At 68.5% G+C, this 19,226-nt stretch carries 17 protein-coding genes and 1 pseudogene; 9 read left to right on the top strand and 9 right to left on the bottom strand.

Translation table 11 applies throughout. From position 1 onward, the window contains the following. Nucleotides 1-698 (bottom strand): annotated as a pseudogene (locus tag EXE52_RS15985) (KaiC domain-containing protein); the annotation flags it as partial. A 147-nt stretch (nucleotides 699-845) separates the two neighbouring features. On the opposite strand from EXE52_RS15985, the gene EXE52_RS15980 reads away from it, so the two are divergent. Both EXE52_RS15980 and EXE52_RS15975 read left to right on the top strand, forming a co-directional pair. After that, nucleotides 846-1,673 (top strand): NAD(+)/NADH kinase, encoded by an 828-nt coding sequence (locus tag EXE52_RS15980; protein WP_089308795.1) that lies wholly within the window; start codon nucleotides 846-848, stop codon nucleotides 1,671-1,673. A gap of 70 nt (nucleotides 1,674-1,743) precedes the next feature. After that, entirely contained in the window at nucleotides 1,744-2,436 is a 693-nt protein-coding gene (locus EXE52_RS15975) for a VTT domain-containing protein (protein WP_089308794.1), read from the top strand. Between the two features lie 282 nt (nucleotides 2,437-2,718). On the opposite strand, the gene EXE52_RS15970 is transcribed toward EXE52_RS15975, so the two are convergent. The 3 genes from EXE52_RS15970 to aspS all read right to left on the bottom strand — a co-directional run bounded on the left by EXE52_RS15970 (nucleotide 2,719) and on the right by aspS (nucleotide 5,321). After that, complete coding sequence (locus EXE52_RS15970) at nucleotides 2,719-3,450, bottom strand: DUF4382 domain-containing protein (RefSeq protein WP_089308810.1); 732 nt, start codon at nucleotides 3,448-3,450, stop codon at nucleotides 2,719-2,721. 1 nt (nucleotide 3,451) lies between these two features. Then, nucleotides 3,452-3,766, bottom strand: coding sequence for a hypothetical protein (locus EXE52_RS15965; RefSeq protein WP_089308793.1), 315 nt, complete (start codon nucleotides 3,764-3,766; stop codon nucleotides 3,452-3,454). A 250-nt stretch (nucleotides 3,767-4,016) separates the two neighbouring features. Continuing rightward, nucleotides 4,017-5,321, bottom strand: coding sequence for an aspartate--tRNA(Asn) ligase (gene aspS / locus EXE52_RS15960; RefSeq protein ID WP_089308792.1), 1,305 nt, complete (start codon nucleotides 5,319-5,321; stop codon nucleotides 4,017-4,019). A gap of 549 nt (nucleotides 5,322-5,870) precedes the next feature. Between aspS and EXE52_RS15955 the strand changes: the two genes are divergently transcribed. Beyond that, nucleotides 5,871-6,194, top strand: coding sequence for a hypothetical protein (locus EXE52_RS15955; RefSeq protein WP_086216685.1), 324 nt, complete (start codon nucleotides 5,871-5,873; stop codon nucleotides 6,192-6,194). A gap of 28 nt (nucleotides 6,195-6,222) precedes the next feature. Here the strand turns inward: EXE52_RS15955 and larC are convergent, their stop codons facing one another. Together larC and EXE52_RS15945 are read right to left on the bottom strand one after the other, a co-directional pair. Next, complete coding sequence (larC, locus tag EXE52_RS15950) at nucleotides 6,223-7,593, bottom strand: nickel pincer cofactor biosynthesis protein LarC (protein WP_089308791.1); 1,371 nt, start codon at nucleotides 7,591-7,593, stop codon at nucleotides 6,223-6,225. A gap of 72 nt (nucleotides 7,594-7,665) precedes the next feature. Then, the gene (locus tag EXE52_RS15945) at nucleotides 7,666-7,854 is read right to left on the bottom strand and encodes a hypothetical protein (protein WP_049932599.1); all 189 of its coding nucleotides are present in this window, start codon (nucleotides 7,852-7,854) and stop codon (nucleotides 7,666-7,668) included. A gap of 222 nt (nucleotides 7,855-8,076) precedes the next feature. Between EXE52_RS15945 and EXE52_RS15940 the strand changes: the two genes are divergently transcribed. The 4 genes from EXE52_RS15940 (at nucleotide 8,077) to EXE52_RS15925 (ending at nucleotide 11,566) form a co-directional block, all read left to right on the top strand. Further along, nucleotides 8,077-10,299: a CDC48 family AAA ATPase gene (locus tag EXE52_RS15940; protein ID WP_049932597.1), complete on the top strand. Its 2,223-nt coding sequence runs from the start codon at nucleotides 8,077-8,079 to the stop codon at nucleotides 10,297-10,299. A gap of 60 nt (nucleotides 10,300-10,359) precedes the next feature. Beyond that, entirely contained in the window at nucleotides 10,360-10,590 is a 231-nt protein-coding gene (locus tag EXE52_RS15935) for a hypothetical protein (RefSeq protein WP_049932596.1), read from the top strand. A gap of 81 nt (nucleotides 10,591-10,671) precedes the next feature. Next, nucleotides 10,672-11,205, top strand: a complete 534-nt coding sequence (locus tag EXE52_RS15930; RefSeq protein ID WP_086216682.1) for a DUF5815 family protein — start codon at nucleotides 10,672-10,674, stop codon at nucleotides 11,203-11,205. Between the two features lie 136 nt (nucleotides 11,206-11,341). Further along, the gene (locus EXE52_RS15925) at nucleotides 11,342-11,566 is read left to right on the top strand and encodes a hypothetical protein (protein ID WP_049932592.1); all 225 of its coding nucleotides are present in this window, start codon (nucleotides 11,342-11,344) and stop codon (nucleotides 11,564-11,566) included. Nucleotides 11,567-11,639: 73 nt separating this feature from the next. Here the strand turns inward: EXE52_RS15925 and EXE52_RS15920 are convergent, their stop codons facing one another. Then, entirely contained in the window at nucleotides 11,640-12,650 is a 1,011-nt protein-coding gene (locus EXE52_RS15920; protein ID WP_089308790.1) for a hypothetical protein, read from the bottom strand. A gap of 242 nt (nucleotides 12,651-12,892) precedes the next feature. Between EXE52_RS15920 and carB the strand changes: the two genes are divergently transcribed. Continuing rightward, nucleotides 12,893-16,123: a carbamoyl-phosphate synthase large subunit gene (carB, locus tag EXE52_RS15915; protein ID WP_089308789.1), complete on the top strand. Its 3,231-nt coding sequence runs from the start codon at nucleotides 12,893-12,895 to the stop codon at nucleotides 16,121-16,123. Nucleotides 16,124-16,370: 247 nt separating this feature from the next. Beyond that, nucleotides 16,371-17,519, top strand: coding sequence for a signal peptidase I (locus tag EXE52_RS15910; RefSeq protein ID WP_089308788.1), 1,149 nt, complete (start codon nucleotides 16,371-16,373; stop codon nucleotides 17,517-17,519). An 8-nt stretch (nucleotides 17,520-17,527) separates the two neighbouring features. Here EXE52_RS15910 and EXE52_RS15905 read toward each other — a convergent pair whose 3' ends face one another. After that, nucleotides 17,528-18,535 (bottom strand): hypothetical protein, encoded by a 1,008-nt coding sequence (locus EXE52_RS15905; RefSeq protein ID WP_137703868.1) that lies wholly within the window; start codon nucleotides 18,533-18,535, stop codon nucleotides 17,528-17,530. After that, nucleotides 18,525-19,097, bottom strand: coding sequence for a hypothetical protein (locus EXE52_RS15900; RefSeq protein ID WP_089308786.1), 573 nt, complete (start codon nucleotides 19,095-19,097; stop codon nucleotides 18,525-18,527). The genes EXE52_RS15905 and EXE52_RS15900 overlap by 11 nt, the downstream gene beginning before the upstream one ends. Nucleotides 19,098-19,226 lie beyond the last annotated feature (129 nt).

The following is a 19,226-nucleotide window of genomic DNA, read 5'->3' as shown; positions in this document are numbered from 1 at the left end:
CCCCCCGCGCTGCCGTCCGCACCGCCGCTACTCCCGCTGCCCCCGCGGCTCCCGCCGAAGGGGTCGTCAGCACCGAACGAGTCCGTCCCGCCCCCGGAACCGGCGTCCGGGTCGGGAGCGCTCGCTTCGCTCGCGCCGGCGTCGCTCCCGCCGCCGAAGGGGTCGTCCGCACCGAACGACCCGAACTCTCCGCCGCCGCCGCCGACATCGCCGAACGCGTCCGCCGGTACGCCGTCTGCCGTCGAGTCGTCACCGGACCGGTCGCCCCCGGACCGGTCGCCGCTCGGCTCGTCGGTCCCTCCGAACGGGTCACCGTCGTCGGCCGTGTCGCCGGAGGAGCGCGCCTCGCCGTCATCGGTCGCACCGCCGAACGGGTCCCCGTCGCCCGCGTCGGCGTCCGATTCCCCGCGGTTCCCGCCGAAGGGGTCCGCGGGCTCGGCGTCGTCACTCGATGCGCCGAGTTCGACCGCCGGGTCGTCGAACTCCCGCTCCGCACCCCCGTCGCCGGGAGCGTCGGACTCGTCCGGTACTCCCGTCGCGTCCTCCGGCTCGTCCGGCGCGTCATCCCGCTCTTGCGCATCATCCGACTCCCCGGGCCCGCCGTCGGATCCGCGCTCCGCGTCGCCCACCGGCCGCTCGTCGGACTCCTCGTCGGTCTCGCGCAGCGCGCGCTCGAACCAGTCGTCCTCCTCGCTCATCGTTTCCGCCGCCCGTGGGGGTTCGGCATGAGCCGAGCAACGCGACCGAGCGGCTTGAAACTTTCCGGCGAACTCCCGCGCGTTGAGAACTCGATCGGGCTCCCCGATGTCCGCACGCTTTTATCCGGGGACGGGGATGGCTTCCGCATGGAAGTGGGCATCGTCGCGCGAAAGGGCAGCGAGCGGGCGGCGTCGCTCGCGGCGACTCTCCGAGACATCGTCACCGAAGAAGGAGAGAGCGTCTGGCTCGACGCGGAGACCGCCGCCGCGCTCGACGCGGGCGACGACGCCCGGGCGGTCGACGCGTTCGACGACTGCGACCTGGTCGTCGCCGTCGGCGGCGACGGCACGTTCCTGTTCGTCGCGCGCAACGCCGGCGACACCCCCATCGTCGGGGTGAACCTCGGCGAGGTCGGGTTCCTCAACGCGGTCCCGCCCGCCGACGCGGCGGCGGCGCTCCGCGCCGAGGTCCGGGCGTTCCGGAACGGGGGGCTGGACGTCCGGGAAGCCCCGCGGCTCGCCGCCAGCGCCGGCGGCTGGATGTCGACGCCGGCCGCGAACGAGGTGGTGATTCAGGGCGACCGACGCGGCCCCGGCGGCGGGATCGACTACGAGGTGCGGGTCGACGGGTCGCGGTACGCCGGGGGGCACGCAGACGGGGTCCTCGTGGCCACGCCGACCGGGTCGACCGCGTACAACCTCTCCGAGCGCGGGCCCCTCGTCCACCCCGAGGTGAACGGGCTGATCGTCAACGAGATGGTCGCCGAGGACGGGATGCCACCGCTCGTCGTCGACGCCGACGCGAGCATAACCGTCGCGGTCGCGGACGACGCGGGGGCGACCGTCGTCAGCGACGGACGCGACACCGCGGCGCTCGACGGGCCGACCGAAGTGACCGTCGAACGCGCCGCGCCACCGATACGGATCGCCGGTCCCCCCTCCGACTTCTTCGAGGCGCTCGGCAAGCTGTCCTGAGCCGGCGGCTGCCCGGCGGCGGCCGGACGCACCCACAAAGCGTTTACCGGACGCCCGCGGACGCCGGAGCGTGAATCGCCGGTCGGCGCTCGGACGGTACGCGGTCGCCGGGGTCCTCGTCGCGGCGGTGGCGGCAGTGACCCTCGCGGTCTCCCCCGAGGCGGCGCTCTCGCGGCTCCGGTGGCTCGCGACAGACCCGCTGCGGTTCGGCGCCGCGATCGTCGCGCTCGCGGCGGTCAGGCCGCTCCTCGCGTGGCCCACGACCCTGCTTGCCGTCGCCGTCGGCTTCGGGTACGGCTGGGCCGGGACGCCGCTCGCGCTCGCGCTCGTCGTCGGCACCGCGCTCCCCCCGTACGCGCTCGCCCGGGCGGGGAGATTCCGCCTCCGAGACGGCGCCAACGCGGGCGACGCGTCGGGAATCGCCGACAGGTTCTGTCGCGCCGGCGAGCGCTTCGCGGCCGAGTCAGGGAGCGTGCGCGCCGTGACCGGGACCCGCCTGCTGCCGCTCCCGTCGGACGCGGTGACGGTCGGGGCCGCGGCCGCCGGCGTCGGCGTCCGGCCGTTCATCACCGGTACCGCGTTCGGCGAACTCCCGTGGGTCCTCGCCGGGGTCGCCGTCGGCGTCTCGCTCGACCGCCTTGCGGCGAGCGGCGGGTCGCTCGTCGACCCGGCCGTGGTCCTCGGCATGGCCGCCGTCGGCGTGCTGATACTCGCCGGACCGCTCTACCGGACGTTCCTCCGGACGGACGCGACGACGGTCTGACTCGGCGGACACTGGGCGCCGATACGGCGGACGGATCGCAGAAAGCGAAAAGACCGCCCGGGCGTGTCGTCGCTCGGGCGGTCGTGCGGGCCGTGTGCCTCTGACAGCAGACGGGTGCTCTGCGTCGGGAACCGCTCGCAGCGACGCGCGCATTCCCCCGGTCCCCGAATCCCGGGAACCGACCCAGCCCTGACCCCGAAGCCGCGGTGCGGTCCGCGCTCGCCCCTGCGAGCGCCGGACGCGGCCGCGACTCCAACGGGGGACCGGGAGAGCGCGGCGTCGCTACGAGTCGCCGTCGGTCGAGTTCTCGCCGCTCGAACCGTCCTCCGACGCCTCGGACTCGTACTCCACCTCGATCCCGCTCGGCACCGGGCGAAGGAGGTAGCGGCCGTTCCCGCGCAGCACCGGCGCGAAGTCCGCGGTGAACGTCGTCCGCGCGTTCTCGCGGATCTCGAACTGCTCGTTGAACTTCAGCGGCGCGTTACCCGGGAGATCGACGGCCGCGTCGCTCCCGTCGGTGAGGGTCCCGTCGGCCGACGACACGTCGAGCTGGAGGTACGGGTACTCGCCCGTCTGGAGCTCCCGCTCGTCGATCAGCTGCGTCTCGCCGTTCTGGAGTTCGACGAGGTCAGCCTCCTGTGACTCGTCGAACTCGAAGTACTCGCGACCCTCGGCGGCGTCCCCCTCGTCGTCGGTCCCGTTGCCGTCGGTGGTCTCGTTCCCGCCGGCGTCGGTGTCGTCGCTCCCGTCGTCCGGGTCGGTCTCGTTCGCGCCGTCAGCGTCACCTTCCTCCGGATCGGCGCCCTCCGGGCCGAGCCAGAACCCCTCGACGGTGACGACGAGCGACTCGAAGTCGCCGATGTCGGCGGGCTGGTCGGTCACCTGCGTCGCGAGCGTTCCCGTCGCGCGACCGACACAGCCGGCGAGGCCCGTCGCCCCGAGGGCGGCGGCGCCGGTCGCCTTGAGGTAAGTGCGCCTGTCGAGCGCGTCGAGGTCGAGCGCGCGGTCAGTCACGTCACGCACCCCCCGCTCCGTCGGCGGTCGTCCTGTTCTCCGCGTCGGTTCCGTCGCCCTCGCCGGCGCCGTTCCCGGCGATATCGCTCACGGTCTCGCCGAGGTCATCGACCCCGCCGCCGAGGAACTCGTTCACGCTGTCGAGGATCCCGCCGACGAAGTCCGGCACTTGGTCCGGGAGGTCGCTCGGCGGGCCCGCGTCGCCCGAGGCGTTGTCCGGGCCGGGCGTCGCCGCGACGGCACCGGCGGCCGCGCCGGTCCCGATCAGTACCACCGTGGCGACCGCCACGAGCAGCGTCGTTCGGAGTGCGTTCATTGCGACTCATCCTCGGAGCGCTACACGGTTTAATGCCCCAAGCCGTTCAGCCGAATTACGCCCGATTTAACTCGGTTTAATCGGCAGAAGACGGCCTAAACCGGGAGATCGACCTGAACAGCGGGTGATATATAAAAGGATAACTCCGGCAGCCGAGATCGGCGACGCGCCCGCGGACCGTAACCGGGGGCGCGGCCGTGGACCGTAGTCGGCGGGCGCGGGCGGGCAGGGTGGGCGTCGTTCGAACCGACTACGGCTCCAGCCGGTTGGGGTCACGCGGGAACATGATCGCCTCCTTGATGTTGTCGAGGTCGGCGACCTTCTGGACGAGGCGGTCGATACCGAGCCCGTAGCCGCCGTGGGGGGGCGTGCCGTAGCTCAGCGCCTCGATGTAGAACTCGAAGTTCGCGGTCTCGACGCCCTCCGCCTCCATGACCTCGACCATGCGCTCGACGTCGTGTTCGCGCTGGCCGCCCGAGGAGAGCTCTTGGCCCTTGTAGATGAGGTCGAACTTCCGGGAGGCGATCTCGTCGTCCGGCACGTCCTGCATGTAGTAGAACTTCTCGTCGGGGTAGCCGACGACGAAGAACGCCGGATGCCCCTGCTCCTCGAAGTGCTCGCCGAGCAGCTTCTCGCCCTTCGTGTCGAGGTCCGTCGGGTCGTCGGGGAAGTGGCCGAACTCGGTTTCGAGGATGTCGAGCGCCTCGTCGAAGGTGATCCGCGGGAAGTCGTCCTCGGGGACCTCCAGGTCCACGTCGAGAAGGTCGAGTTCGCGCTCGGCGTTCTCGGCGACCTCGCGGAGCGCGTAGCGCAGCGACTCCTCTTGGACGTCCATCACGTCGTCGTGGTCGTCGATGTAGGCCAGCTCCACGTCGAACATCGCGATCTCGGAGACGTGGCGAGAGGTGGCGAAGTCCTCGGCGCGGAACGCGGTCCCCGTCTCGTAGACGGCCTCGTAGCCCGAGGCCATCAGCATCTGCTTGTACAGCTGGGGGCTCTGCGAGAGGAACGCGTCCTGGTTGTAGTAGAGGATCGGGAACAGCTCGGCGCCGCCCTCAGCGCCGCCCTTCGAGATCAGCGGCGTCTTGATGTCGACGTACCCCTCGGCTTCGAACCACTCCTCCATCGCGGTGATCAGCTCGGAGCGCAGAGTGAACACCGCCAGCGTCTCCGGCTTCCGGAGGTCGAGCGCGCGGTTGTCGAGCCGGGTCGAGAGGTCGACCTCGATGTCCTTCGAGATCTCCAGCGGGAGCGGGGACTCAGCCTCGTCGATGACCTCGTACTCGGTCGGCGCGATCTCGACGCCCCCGGGCGCCTGATCGCTCTCCAGCGGTTCGCCGACGACGCGGACAACGTCCTCGGCGCCGACGTCCTGAACGGCCTCGAACAGCTCCGGCTCGCGCTCCTCTTTGAAGACGATCTGGATGAGCCCCTCGCGGTCCCGCACGATGAGGAACACGAGGCCCCCCAGGTCGCGGATCTCGTGGACGTGGCCGGCGATGGCGACCTCGTCCGCGTCCGGTTCGACGTCCGACGTGTGAATTCGCTCGATCATGGCGGTGACTGCTTACGCGCAACTGGTCGGGCGGCCGGCATAGGCCTGTCGTCTCGGGGGCGACTGAACGGGTCGCCCGCGGCCGCTCCGGCGGATTATCGGCGGCTTCCGGACCGAATTAGCCATGTCATGAGGTAGCATAACTAACATAATTTTAATACGAGACCGGTACTGGGGTTGGACGACGGCGCATTCAGCGCCTCGGAGACCGACCATGACCCGTTCCACCCTCCCGACGCTCGCGCGGTCCGTGAGCGTCGCGTCCCTCGGGTGGATCGGGATCGGGTATTCGGCTCCGAACTCACGGTCCGTCCGCCCGACCGCGTGACGCGCGTCGGCTGGGGAGGTTTCCCCGCGGGACGGACCACACCCGTTCTCTCCAGCCGCCGCGTTCGTCGCGCGGGTCGAACCGGACGACCGTTGCCCTCGCGAGCGCTGCCGCCGGCGACCTCGCCGCCGGCGCGTTCGAGGCCGCGGACCGGTCGCGTTCCGGGTTGCGACCCCGGGCGGCCGACCGACCGCACCGCGTTCGACTCGCGGCGGGGGCGTATGGCGGCAGCCATCCACACGCCGTCGGTCGAGGCCACGGTGACCGTCCGCGTCTCGCAGGCGGCCACCGGCGACCTCGTCGCCGGCGCACGAGCACAGATCGAGCGAATCGACGGCCTCCGCGTCGAGGAGATCGAGATCGCCGGCCTCCGTCCCGGCCTCAACGACACCACGGTCGAGGCGGTCGCCACCCTCGCGGTCGGCGAGGAGGCGGGCCTCAACGAGGACGCCGAGGAGTTCGTCGTCGATCGCGTCCGCGAGCGCCTCGCCGACGGCTTCGGCGTCGACCCCGAGCGCGTCGAGCGGGTCGACCCCCCCGACTGACGGGGGTGCCGGGGCGTCACCTCCCGGCCTATTCTCGCGGGAGCTGCTCCCGCACCTCGGCTTCGACGCGGCGAAGCACCTCGCGGATCGGGAGGCCGGTCGCCTCCGCGACCGCGGCCGCGTCGTCGTACTCCCCGCTGACGTCGTACACCTCCCCGTCGGTCGTCGAGGCGACCTTCACGTCGACCTCGTGGTCCTCGCCGTCGACCCGGAGCGTCGCCGTCTCGAACGCGCGGTCGGCGATCCAGCGGTGGCTCGCGCCGGACTGGCGCACCCCGAGCGTCCCCGTCTCGCGGGCGAGGTGCTCGGCGACGGCCTCGGCGTCCGCCGGCTTACAGATCACCTTCACGAGGTGTCCCGGGCGCGACTTCTTCATCGCCGTCGGGACGATCGTCACGTCCCGCGCCCCGGCCCGCGAGAGCGTCTCCTGAAGCCCGCCGAGCACCTCCGGCGCGGCGTCGTCGAGGTTCGTCTCCAGGATGGCGATGTCGTCGTGTGCGAGCCGTCCGTCGACGGGCTGCCCGGCTCGGGCTCGGTCATCGTCGCGTTTCTCGCGGTCGCCGTCAGGTCCGGGTTCTCTCCCGTCGCCGACGAGCGCGCGGAGGACGTTCGGGTGGCGCTCGAAGTCGGCGTCGCCCGCGCCGTAGCCCGCGCGTTCGACCGCGAGGTCCGGGACCGCGTCGAAGCCGTCAGCGACCGCTCCCAGTATCGCCGCGCCGGTCGGCGTGAGCAGTTCGCGGTCGATCGGCCCGCCGGCGATCCGGAACCCGGCCCGGCTCGCGATCTCGGTCGTCGCCGGGGCCGGGACGGGGTACGTCCCGTGGCTCATCTCGACCGTCCCCCCGCCGGCGGCGACCGGCGTCGTGACGACTCGCTCGGGACCGAGATCGGCGAGCAGCAGCGCGGCGCCGACCACGTCGGCGATCGCGTCGTCCGCGCCGACCTCATGGAAGTGCGTCTCGTCGAGGTCGGTGCCGTGGACCGACGCCTCGGCGCGGCCGAGCAGCTCGAAGGCGTCGAGCGCGGTCGACTCGACGGCCGGCGGAAGGCCCATCGACTCGACCAGATCGACCACTTCGCGGTAGCTCCGGTGGACGCCGGCCCCCTCGGCCGGTTCGTCAGATCCGGAGGTGCTCGGATCGTTGTCGGGGCCGTGGTCGTGGTCGTGGTCGTGGCCGTGGTCGTGGTCTCCGTCGGTCTCGACCGTCCTGTCATCGATGAGGACGTCGACCGTCGTCGCGCGGATCCCGTTCTTCTCGACCTCGCCGACGGCGTACCGGACCGGAAGCGCGTCGCTCACGGGGGCGAGCGCGTCGGGGTCCGCCCCGGCGGCGATCAGCGCGGCGCAGATCATGTCGCCGGCGGCCCCGGTCCGACCGTCGAAGACGAGCGTTCGCATGCTGGTTCCGACGCGACTGCCAGACAAATACCTCCGGATTTGATCGCGGGCGGGCGGCGAGGGTCGGGCGAGTTACACCCCCTGGCCGGCCGCGAACAGGTACAGTTCGCCGATCACCAGCAGCGCCACCACCGCGAGCGGGACGGCCAGAATCCCGGCGACGCCGAGCGCGTACAGCGCCGCCCCGACGAGCGCGCCGGCGACGAGGAAGGCGAGCCGAGCGAGGAGGGACCGCATTGGGCCGGAGAGGGAGTCGAACACGCCCGAAAGTCACCTCGGACGGGCAAAAAACGTCCGTTGCGGCCGCCGCAGATCCACGGCGAAAACGCACGCTTACGACGAGGTTTTAAGAACGGACGCCTAACCGTGCTATATGATAACACAACCTGCCGCGGCCGCCGACAGATCGGTGCGGAGCGGCGGCACGGGCAACAGGCTTATTCCCGGACCGGGTCCAGATACGACCATCCCCCGCGAGGAACTATGAACGAAGTCCAACTCGAAGTGGCGAAGGCGTACCCGAACGACTCGGGGCGCGGCATCGCCCGACTCGACCCCGATACCCTGTTACATCTGAAGCTCTCGCCCGGCGACATCATCGAGATCGAGGGCGCGGAGACCACCGCGGCGAAGGTCTGGCGCGCCGACCGCCAGGACTGGAACACCGACACCGTCAGGGTGGACGGGTTCACCCGCCAGAACGCGGACGTCGGCATCGGCGAGCGCGTCACCATCCGGAAGGCGGAGGCCGAGAAGGCCGACAAGCTCGTCTTGGCCCCGCCCGAGGAGGCGTCCGTCCAGTTCGGCTCCGACGCCGCCGGCATGGTGAAACGCCAGATCCTCAAGCGGCCGGTCGTCGAGCGCGACATCGTCCCCGTGATGTCGTCGACGAACCACCCGTTCATGCGGTCGCCCGGGCAGGCGATCCCGCTGATCGCAGTCGAGACGGAGCCCGATGGCGTCTGTCTCATCACGGAGGACACCGAGGTCGAGCTGCGCGAGGAGCCGATCTCCGGGTTCGAGAAGACCGGGGGCGGAATTACGTACGAGGACATCGGCGGCCTCCAGTCGGAGATCCAGCGCGTCCGCGAGATGGTCGAGCTGCCGATGAAACACCCGCAGATCTTCTCGAAGCTCGGGATCGAGCCGCCGCAGGGCGTCCTGCTCCACGGCCCGCCCGGCACCGGGAAGACGCTGCTCGCGAAGGCGGTCGCCAACGAGACTTCGGCGTCGTTCTTCTCGATCGCCGGCCCCGAGATCATCTCGAAGTACTACGGCGAGTCCGAACAACAGCTCAGGGAGATATTCGAGGACGCGAAGGAGGAGTCGCCCTCGATCATCTTCATCGACGAGCTCGACTCGATCGCGCCGAAACGGGAGGACGTCACCGGCGAGGTCGAGCGCCGCGTCGTCGCGCAGCTGCTGACGATGATGGACGGGCTGGAGACCCGCGGGCAGGTGATCGTCATCGGCGCGACGAACCGTGTCGACAGCGTCGACCCCGCGCTCCGCCGCCCCGGGCGCTTCGACCGCGAGATCGAGATCGGCGTCCCGGACGAGGTCGGCCGCAAGGAGATCCTCCAGATCCACACCCGCGGGATGCCGCTCTCGGACGACGTGAGCCTCGACCACCTCGCCGACGAGACGCACGGCTTCGTCGGCGCCGACATCGAGAGCCTCACGAAGGAGGCCGCGATGAAAGCGCTCCGGCGCTACCTCCCCGAGATCGACTTAGACGAGGAGGAGGTGCCGCCGAGCCTCATCGACCGGATGATCGTCAAGCGCGACGACTTCTCGGGCGCGCTGAACGAGGTGGAGCCGTCGGCGATGCGCGAGGTGCTCGTCGAGCTCCCGAAGATATCCTGGGACAACGTCGGCGGACTCGAAGAGGCCAAACAGCAGGTCCAGGAGTCGGTCGAGTGGCCGCTCACCTCTCCCGAGAAGTTCGACCGGATGGGCGTCGACGCGCCGAAGGGCGTGCTGCTGTACGGCCCGCCCGGGACGGGGAAGACCCTGATGGCGAAGGCGGTCGCCAACGAGACGAACGCGAACTTCATCTCGGTGCGGGGGCCGCAGCTGCTCTCGAAGTGGGTCGGCGAGTCTGAGAAGGCGATCCGGCAGACCTTCCGGAAGGCCCGGCAGGTGAGCCCGACGATCATCTTCTTCGACGAGCTCGACAGCCTCGCACCCTCGCGCGGCCAGGAGATGGGGAACAACGTCTCCGAGCGCGTCGTCAATCAGCTCCTGACGGAGCTCGACGGCCTCGAAGACATGGGCGACGTGATGGTGATCGGCGCCACGAACCGCCCGGACATGATCGACCCCGCGCTGCTCCGCTCCGGCCGGTTCGACCGGCTCGTGATGATCGGCCAGCCCGATCAGGAGGGCCGCGAGCAGATCCTCGACATCCACACCGAGAACACGCCGCTCGCGCCCGACGTGAGCCTGCGTGAGGTCGCCGAGATCACTGACGGCTACGTCGGCTCCGACCTGGAGGGGATCGCCCGCGAGGCCGCCATCGAGGCCCTGCGCGACGACGACGACGCCGAGGAGGTCGAGATGAAGCACTTCCGGCGCGCCATGGAGTCGGTGCGGCCGACGATAAACGACGACATCCTCGCGTACTACGAGGACGTCAGAGAGCAGTTCAAGGGCGGCGGCGGCGAGTCGCTGCGCGACACCGGCGGTCGGATCGGGTTCCAGTAACGCGGCCGGCGGTCGATCTCCTGCGGGGACGTTTTGAGTGTCGCGCGCGTAGCGATGCTCATGTCCGACGACGTGACCGTCGACGTGGAGGTCGAGGTGGAGGTCGACCGGGACGAACTGGAGATCGAGCGCGACGACGCCGAGTCGATCGAGGCGACCTACGAGGCGAACGGGATCGAGATCGAGGTTGAAGCGGAGGTGGAGACGGACGGCGGAGACGGCGAGTCCGCCGAAGAGGAGGACGAATCCGCCGAGAGCGGCGGAGAATCCGGCTACGAGGACTCCGAGTAGCGGGCGTCGAGTCGCCGCCGCTCCCCCCGGCGCACCGACCCGTTCCGCTCCTTTTAACCTCGCCAGCGACCAAAGAGAGCTATGTCCAAGCCCCGCGTCCCCGGCGGCGACGAGAACGCGCTGGAGCTACCCTGCGGGGAGACGATCGGCGTCGGCGAACTGGACCTCGGGATGCGTGAGTACGAGTGCGACTGCGGCGAGACCCACGCAGTCGTGATGGACGTCCATCCCCCGGAGCGGTTCCTCCCCGACTTCTTGGTCGAGGTGCTCCGGGAGGCGATCGAAACGACCAGCGAGGAGATGCCGGAGTTCGACACGCCGCACCTCCTCGGCGTCGTCTTGGAGGAGTTCCCCGAGGCGGTCGTCTCGCACGACGCCAGCGAGAACGCCGACGTGGGGTACGCGATGGTGTGGGTGACCGAGTTCGACTCCCGCCGGCTCCACGAGGTCGTCGTCGAACTGGTGGTCGAACTGATGGAGCACGCCGTGAGCCACGCCGACGACGACGAGGCGCTGTCGGCGTTCGAACGAGAGATGGTCGAGTTCGACGTGAGCGAGTTCGTCGAGCAGTACCGCGCGGAGCGCGACCTCGAAGCCGAAGACCCCTACGCCTGAGCGTCGGACCCACCGCGGTGACGACCGCGAGAATCGCTCAGCCCCCGGAACGCGGCCGCTTCGATGCCTGCGTCTGACAGTCGTCCGACTCCTGTCTCACTGAACCCTATATGTTCGGAGACCCTACGTAAGACGTATGAGCGCCGGCGAATACGACCGGTACGACCGAATTCGCGGCGTGCTCGCCGAGGCCGACGAGCCGCTGACCGCCCGGGAGATCCTCGCGCTCGTCGAGGAGTGCGACGAGTGCGAGGCGATCGACAGCCCGCACAGGGTCGCCACCGTGTTAGGGCGACGGGCCGAGCGCGGCGAGGTCGAGGTCATCGCGGGCCAACCGTACCGGTACCGGCTGGAGACCTGAGGGGCGGCCGGAGGCCCGGAAGGCAACTGTCTGCGGCCGGGCGTGCGATCGTTCGGCTGAGCCCGCGAGCGTGCTACGGCGTCACGATGAGATCGAACCGATAGACGCCGTCACGGTACTCGACGACGACGTTCCGGAAATCGACGCGCTCCTCGTAGCTGTCGATCGGTTCGAGGTCTTCGGCGATACCGAGCGCGCCGAGGGCCTCGCTGAGCTCGTCCGAGGGCGGCGCGCCCTCCTCGTAGCGGCGGGGCTCCTCGGCGATCGCATCGTCAAAGACCCCTTGAGCGGCCTGCGAGAGCCCGGCGTCGGTGAGATTGCGCTCGACGATGGCGTCGCGCGCGTACGCGATAAAATCGGCCCGCGAGTCGCTGACCTCGCCGATCGCGTACGTCCACTCCGGGACTTCGACGGTCCGGCGCTCCGTCACGGTCCGGAAGTACTCGTCCTCGTACTCGACGAACTCGAACGGGGGCGAGGGGACGAGGGCGCTCGCATCGGCGTCGAGCCCGTGATGGAACTCGACGGTCTGTAGCTCGTCGAACTCCGGGTCCCCGAGGAAGCCGTCGTTGCCCGCGTACACGGCGTCGAGCGCCGCATCGAGCACGCGCTCGTCCTGGTCGGAGAGGTCGAAGGGCGGTTCCGCGACCGCCGCGCCGTCGGGCGGCGTCTCGTCGACCCGGTCGAGCGCGAAGTGCCAGCGCTCGCGTTCGAGGACGCGCTCGTCGGTGATCCGGACCTCGTAGAAGGTCTCGTCCCGGCGGAGGAACGTCGGCCGCGGGCGCGTCTCGGTCCCCCACTCGTCTCGACCGACCAGCGGCCACTGTCTAACGGTCACCGTCCCGGTCTCGAACAGCGCGGAGAGGGACGCGGTCTTGGCTTCGGTCGTGAAGTCGACGCGGGTGGTGGCGTCGATGACCGTGGGATCGGGCCACAGGTAGGGGGGTCCGATCGACGAGAGGTCCAGTTCGTCCCCGATGAGGGCGTACGAGTCGAGGCTGCCGGGGCTCAGGCACCCGGCCGTCGCGGCGGTCGCGCCGGCGGTGCCGAGCAGTTGGAGGGCACGGCGGCGGGAACAGGGCATGTCGTCCGGGAGTTCCCGACATCTCGGTAAATTCCTTGCGATGGGCGGCTCAGGCCGTTACGCCGGCGGTGACGCGTCGTACGAGCCGGGCGTCGTGACTCGGTTCCTGACGGCGGTGTCGGCTATCGTGAGATGTCGTAACACTCACCGTGATACGGAATAGCTTGCGAAAATCGCAAATCTACTGCGAGATTCGTACTCTACCGCCGACCTTATTACGATGAGCGTATTCCGTCCGCGTAATGAGCGAAGACCGGACGATTCTCCTTATCGGCAGCGGACCGATCCAGATCGGACAGGCGGCCGAGTTCGACTACTCCGGCGCACAGGCGTGCCGCGCCCTACAGGAGGAGGGCGCCCGCGTCGTCCTAGTGAACTCGAACCCCGCGACGATCATGACCGACCCCGAGACGGCCGACCGGGTGTACATCGAGCCGATCACGCCCGAGGCGATCGCGGAGGTCATCCGGATCGAGGAGCCGGACGGCGTCATCGCCGGGCTCGGCGGGCAGACGGGGCTCAACGTCACCGCCGAGCTCGCCGAGGAGGGTATTCTGGAAGAACACGACGTCGAGGTGATGGGGACGCCGCTCGACACCATCTACGCGACGGAGGACCGCGACCTGTTCCGCCGGCGGATGGAGGACCTCGGCCAGCCGGTCCCCAAGTCGACGACCATCTCCTTAGACGAGGGCGAGTCGGTCACCGACTTCGACGAGGCGGCGTTCCGGGGGCGCGTCCAGGAGGCTGTCGACGCGGTCGGCGGCCTCCCGGTCATCGCCCGGACCACCTACACCCTCGGCGGCTCCGGCTCCGGGGTCGTCGACGAGTTCGAGGAGCTCGTCGAGCGCGTCCGCAAGGGGCTCCGCCTCTCGCGCAACAGTGAGGTCCTCGTCACCGAGTCCATCTCGGGGTGGGTCGAACTGGAGTACGAGGTGATGCGGGACGCCGACGACTCCTGTATCATCATCTGTAACATGGAGAACATCGACCCGATGGGGATCCACACCGGCGAGTCGACGGTGGTCACCCCCTCGCAGGTCATCCCCGACGACGGCCACCAGGAGATGCGCGACGCGGCGCTCGAAGTGATCCGCGACCTCGGCATTCAGGGCGGCTGTAACATCCAGTTCGCGTGGCACGACGACGGCACCCCGGGCGGCGAGTACCGCGTCGTCGAGGTGAACCCGCGCGTCTCGCGGTCCTCCGCGCTCGCGTCCAAGGCGACAGGCTACCCGATCGCCCGCGTCACTGCGAAGGTCGCGCTCGGAAAGCGGCTCCACGAGATCGACAACGAGATCACCGGCGAGACGACCGCCGCCTTCGAGCCCGCCATCGACTACGTGGTGACGAAGGTGCCGCGCTGGCCGATCGACAAGTTCGACGACGTGGACTTCGAGCTCGGCACGGCGATGAAGTCCACCGGCGAGGCGATGTCGATCGGGCGGACGTTCGAGGAGAGCATGGTGAAGGCGCTGCGCTCCTCCGAGTACGACCCCGCCGTCGACTTCGAGACGGTGAGCGACGACGAGCTAGAGTCGGAGTACCTCGAACGTCCGAGCCCGGACCGCCCGTACGCGATGTTCGAGGCGTTCGACCGCGGCTACGACGTCGACGACGTGATCGACCTCACCGGCATCCACCGCTGGTACGTCGAGCGCTTCGAGCGCATCGCCGCCGGGACCGCGGCGGCCGCCGAGGGCGACTTCACCGAGGCCGCGATGGTCGGCCGCACCGACGCGGAGATCGCGGCGACCGCCGCCGCCGCCGGCGTCGACGCCGACGTGGGGCAGGTCGAGAGCGCGGTGCCGGACCGGACTTACAAGCAGGTCGACACCTGCGCGGGCGAGTTCGAGGCTTCGACGCCGTACTACTACTCCGCGCGGCTGCCGGAGTTCCTCCGGGGCGCCGACACCGCGGGCGCGGCGAACGAGGTCCGCGTCGACCCCGACGTGGAGAGCGTCGTGGTCGTCGGCGGCGGCCCGATCCGCATCGGACAGGGCGTGGAGTTCGACTACTGCGCGGTCCACGCGGTGCGCGCGCTCCGCGAGCTCGGCATCGACGCACACGTGATCAACAACAACCCCGAGACGGTGTCGACGGACTACGACACCTCCGACGGGCTGTTCTTCGAGCCCATCTCCGCCGAGGAGGTCGCCGACGTGATCGAGACGACCGGCGCCGACGGCGTGATGGTCCAGTTCGGCGGGCAGACCTCGGTGAACGTGGGCGAACCGCTTCAGGCGGAGATCGAGCGCCGCGGGCTCGACTGCGAGATCCTGGGGACGAGCGTCGAGGCGATGGACTTAGCGGAGGACCGCGACCGGTTCAACGTCCTGATGGACGAACTGGGCGTCGCCCAGCCCGAGGGCGGCACCGCGACGAGCGAGGCGGAGGCGCTCGAACTGGCCCACGGGATCGGCTACCCGGTCCTCGTTCGCCCCTCCTACGTGCTGGGCGGGCGCGCGATGCGCGTCGTCGAGGACGACGCGGAGTTAGAGGAGTACATCGAGGAGGCGGTCCGCGTCTCCCCCGACAAGCCGATCCTCGTCGACCAGTTCCTCGACGACGCGGTCGAGCTGGACGTCGACGCGGTCGCGGACGGCGAGGACGTGCTCCTCGGCGGCGTGATGGAACACGTCGAGAGCGCCGGCGTCCACTCGGGCGACTCCGCGTGCATGATCCCGCCGCGCTCGCTCGGCGACGAGACGCTGGGCCGGGTCCGCGAGGTCACCGAGGATATCGCCCGCGCGCTCGACACGGTCGGACTGCTCAACGTCCAACTCGCGGTGACGGGGGTCGACGACCCCGACGCCGAGAGCGAGGTGTACGTGCTGGAGGCGAACCCGCGCTCCTCGCGGACCGTCCCGTTCGTCTCGAAGGCGACGGGCGTCCCCATCGCCAAGCTCGCGGCGAAGGTGATGACCGACGACCTGACGCTCGCCGACCTCGACGCCGCCGAGCAGATCCCCGAACACCGCAGCGTGAAGGAGGTCGTCCTCCCGTTCGACCGGCTGCCGGGGTCGGACCCGCGGCTCGGCCCCGAGATGAAGTCCACCGGCGAGGTGATGGGCACGGCCACCTCCTTCGGCAAGGCGTACGACAAGGCGCAGGACTCGACCGGGAAGCCGATCCCCGAGTCCGGCACCGCCGTCGTCGACCTCTCGGCCGAGGAGTTCCCGGACCCGGGCACCGAGGCGGGCGAGGCGCTGGTCGCGGGGTACGCCGAGCACTTCGAGCTGAGCGAGGCGACGGACCTGATCGAGGCGGCCAAGCGCGGCGAGCTCGACCTCATCGTCTCGCGGCAGCGCGACCTGCTGGAGGTCGCCGTCGAGGAGGAGATCACCTACTTCTCGACGCACGCCTCCGCGAAGGCGGCGCTCGAAGCCCTCGACCGCGCGGGCGACGACCTCGACGTGATGGCGGTCTCCGACCGGCCGAAGCGCGTCGAGCAGTGGGGCGCCGCGGAGTAGCGGGCGGACTCCACGCGGCCGGAGTGCGCGTCGACGTGATGGCGGTCTCCGACCGGCCGAAGCGCGTCGAGCAGTGGGGCGCCGCGGAGTAGCGGGCGGACTCCACGCGGCCGGAGTGCGCGCTCGTGGACAGGAGCGATTCCGTGACGTTCGGAGCGAGCGCGCCCGGCGGCGCTGACGGCCGCGCTCCCACGGGCCGGCGCTCCGCATTCGACGTTTTAAGTCCCGACACTTCGTCGGTATGAGCATGTCACGGCAGACGGCGGGAGACGCGATCGCCGTCGTGTCCGTGTTAGTCGTCGTCGTGATCGTTGCCGGCCAGCTCGCCGGGCAGCCGGTCCTTCTCGGGTACGTTACCTCCGGAAGCATGGCGCCGACGCTGGAGGCCGGAGACGGGTTCGTCGCCGTGCCGGCGGCGGCGTCGGGACCCGTCGAGGAAGGGGACGTCGTCGTCTTCGAAGCGATCGAACTCGACGGGGGCGGGACGACGACGCACCGAGTCGTCGGAGCGACGCCGGACGGCTATCTCACGAAGGGAGACAACAACCCCTTTCGGGATCAGGACGGCGACGAACCCCCGGTGACCGAGGACCGGATCGTCGCAACGGCGCTCCAAGTGAACGGAGAAGTCGTCCGAATTCCGGGGCTGGGGACCGCGATCACCGGCGTCCGAGACGTGGCCGCGGGCGCCGTGGTCGGGGTGACAGCCGCAGTCGGTCTCGACTGGTCGCCGGGTCAAAACGGGCTCAGCGGGCTGTTCATCGGCCTCGGTCTCGTGCTGCTGCTGTTCATCTTTGTCGACGACCTCCGGAACGCCGGTCGGCGGGCTCAGAGCCGAGACCGGTCCCGGGGCGACGACGGGCTCGACGCTCGCTGGGTCGCGCTCCTCCTGGCGCTGTTGATACTCGTACCGGCCAACGCCGCGATGATCGCTCCTAGCGGCACGCATCACGTGACCGTCGACGGCGGCGACCTCCCGGCCGGGACGCTCCCGGGCGACCGAGTGGAGAACGAGTTCACCGCGGAGAACAACGGGCTCATCACGATGCTCGTCGTGCTCGAAACGACCCATCCGGAGAGCGAGTTCGACCGGACTCAGCTGGCCGTTCCGCGGGGAGAGTCGGTGACTGCGACGCTGTCGACGACCGCTCCGGGATCCGGAGAACGCGCGACGGTCACGGTCTCGGAACATCGGTACTTCCTCGTGGTTCCGCCCTCACTGATCCTCCGGCTCCACTCGATCCATCCGGCCGTCGCGGTCGGCGCGTTCAACCTACTCGTCCTCGGGAGCATCGCCACGCTGCTGGGGGCGCTCCTCGGGTCCGGATCGAGGCGGGTTCGAGAACGGAGACGCGGCGCGTCGCTGAGCGTTCAACTGCGGCGACTGTTCAAGTAGCTGAGCGGTCAGGAGGTCGAGTTCTGAGTGGGTTTCAGTTCGAAGTAATCGATTTCGGCTTTTTTATTATTTCCACTACTCGTCATTCTGAAAATGAGATACAACTTAATTTGTTTCAAGGGGTCGATTTTCTCTTCGTTCAATTCGAATTCGAAGCTGTTCAACCCTTTCTTCAGCTTGTCTTTTTTACCGTTACCTGCCCTAGTCAGTGGGTTCTTGTCGCCGTCGACTACATCGACAACCCAATCTCCACCGGGTTGCTTGTCGGAGACGAAGACATCGAGCACGTACTTCTCGCTCTCCGGTACGGGTGGGAGAGCGAACCCGATGTTCGCCCCATCTATACTATTACCACGCTTATTAGATTCACCTTGAAGTATCGCATAGGGATCATTCGGATCATTCTCATTCCTTTGGTTCAGCCTTTCGGGGTTCAACACTTCGCCTTTTGCGTTGTTTCCCGGTGGGATGTTCGAATTATCTGTATTCCCCGAATTGTCTCGATAATTAGCGGAATCACCGTAGTCATAAGATTCTGTACCACAATCAAATGAAATTCTATTGTTAGTAGTACGCGTCGCAGTGATAGTCTGGTCATCATTATCTAACTCAAATAATAGTTTAAGGAAATCATCGTTGAACGTGGTCGGTTCATTTGGGCACGCTGCTTTCACTGAGAAAGAATTGGGACTCTCCTCGTCTTCGACCACTTCGATCCGGACCGAATCGTTTCCGCTGCCTGTGGTTCCCGAGACAGAGACACGATTAATATTGAACTCACCGACGCCATCTTCGATTACATACACCTCCTCGCCGTCAGTTGAATCGACGACGTCCGCGTTCTCGGAGCGGTCGACGAACCGTACCACGGCGTCTTCGTCGTCGCCCGTATTAACCGTTACATCCCGATTCGAGGTGATCTGCGTCGACCCGCCGGTACCGAACAGCATGAAGCCGCCGCCGCTCACGAATGAGCCGACGGCGGCGCGTCGCGTCCACTTCTTGTTATCGCCCATCTCTGAGCTCCGGCGGTTTTCCGTCGCTGCCGAGATTCATCTCCCGGTTCTGGTACACGTGGAACGCCGCGGAGGCGGTGAACAACGCCGCGATTATCCCAGCCCACGCGAGGCTCGGCACCGATTCCGGAAAGACGCCGACCCAGACGGCCGCGACGAGACTCAGCGACACCGCACCGAGGCCGAGGTAGTACTCGCCCCACGGGATCGAGTCCCCGGGCACGACGTCGACGTACACGTCGAGGTCCCGCGCCTCCTCGGTCAACTCGATCGTCCCGCTGTCGTCCGTGATGATGCCCGCGCGCTCTAACTTCGGGATGTGGTTCTGCTGTATCGAACTGTACGCGAGGTGCCGTTCGCCAGAGGTGATCTCGGACACCGACTTGCCGTTCTCCCACGCCGCCACCTGTTCGGCGATATCAGAGAGCTCCGTGGTGCCGTCTTCGTTCTTAATCGCGTGGAGGGAGTAGCGTCTTCGTGGATTGCTTAATATTTCATAAATTTCGTTCCGTGAGAGCGAGGAAGGGTGCTGTTCTCCGGCACCAACTTGATCGGTGCTCATTGGCGCCTCGTAACCGCTGATAACTGACTGCTAATGTAAAGAGGCATACTATTCACTTACGATCTTATAAGTCGTCCAACGACTAAAAGGAAACGCTCCAGATAAGAATAGTTTATACTGGTGCTGAAA

The organism is Halorubrum sp. CGM4_25_10-8A (assembly GCF_005435025.1).
GTDB classification, from domain to species: domain Archaea; phylum Halobacteriota; class Halobacteria; order Halobacteriales; family Haloferacaceae; genus Halorubrum; species Halorubrum ezzemoulense.
Note: the sequence above shows the minus strand (reverse complement) of the source record. Positions and strands in the feature narration are given on the sequence as shown.

Bases quoted from the DNA above. Each gene is read 5' to 3' on its own strand.
- EXE52_RS15980 (WP_089308795.1), top strand. From the start codon at position 846: ATGGAAGTGGGCATCGTCGCGCGAAAGGGCAGCGAGCGGGCGGCGTCG.
- EXE52_RS15965 (WP_089308793.1), bottom strand. From the start codon at position 3,766: ATGAACGCACTCCGAACGACGCTGCTCGTGGCGGTCGCCACGGTGGTA.
- aspS (WP_089308792.1), bottom strand. From the start codon at position 5,321: ATGATCGAGCGAATTCACACGTCGGACGTCGAACCGGACGCGGACGAG.
- EXE52_RS15955 (WP_086216685.1), top strand. From the start codon at position 5,871: ATGGCGGCAGCCATCCACACGCCGTCGGTCGAGGCCACGGTGACCGTC.
- larC (WP_089308791.1), bottom strand. From the start codon at position 7,593: ATGCGAACGCTCGTCTTCGACGGTCGGACCGGGGCCGCCGGCGACATG.
- EXE52_RS15940 (WP_049932597.1), top strand. From the start codon at position 8,077: ATGAACGAAGTCCAACTCGAAGTGGCGAAGGCGTACCCGAACGACTCG.
- EXE52_RS15935 (WP_049932596.1), top strand. From the start codon at position 10,360: ATGTCCGACGACGTGACCGTCGACGTGGAGGTCGAGGTGGAGGTCGAC.
- EXE52_RS15930 (WP_086216682.1), top strand. From the start codon at position 10,672: ATGTCCAAGCCCCGCGTCCCCGGCGGCGACGAGAACGCGCTGGAGCTA.
- EXE52_RS15925 (WP_049932592.1), top strand. From the start codon at position 11,342: ATGAGCGCCGGCGAATACGACCGGTACGACCGAATTCGCGGCGTGCTC.
- EXE52_RS15920 (WP_089308790.1), bottom strand. From the start codon at position 12,650: ATGCCCTGTTCCCGCCGCCGTGCCCTCCAACTGCTCGGCACCGCCGGC.
- carB (WP_089308789.1), top strand. From the start codon at position 12,893: ATGAGCGAAGACCGGACGATTCTCCTTATCGGCAGCGGACCGATCCAG.
- EXE52_RS15910 (WP_089308788.1), top strand. From the start codon at position 16,371: ATGTCACGGCAGACGGCGGGAGACGCGATCGCCGTCGTGTCCGTGTTA.
- EXE52_RS15905 (WP_137703868.1), bottom strand. From the start codon at position 18,535: ATGGGCGATAACAAGAAGTGGACGCGACGCGCCGCCGTCGGCTCATTC.
- EXE52_RS15900 (WP_089308786.1), bottom strand. From the start codon at position 19,097: ATGAGCACCGATCAAGTTGGTGCCGGAGAACAGCACCCTTCCTCGCTC.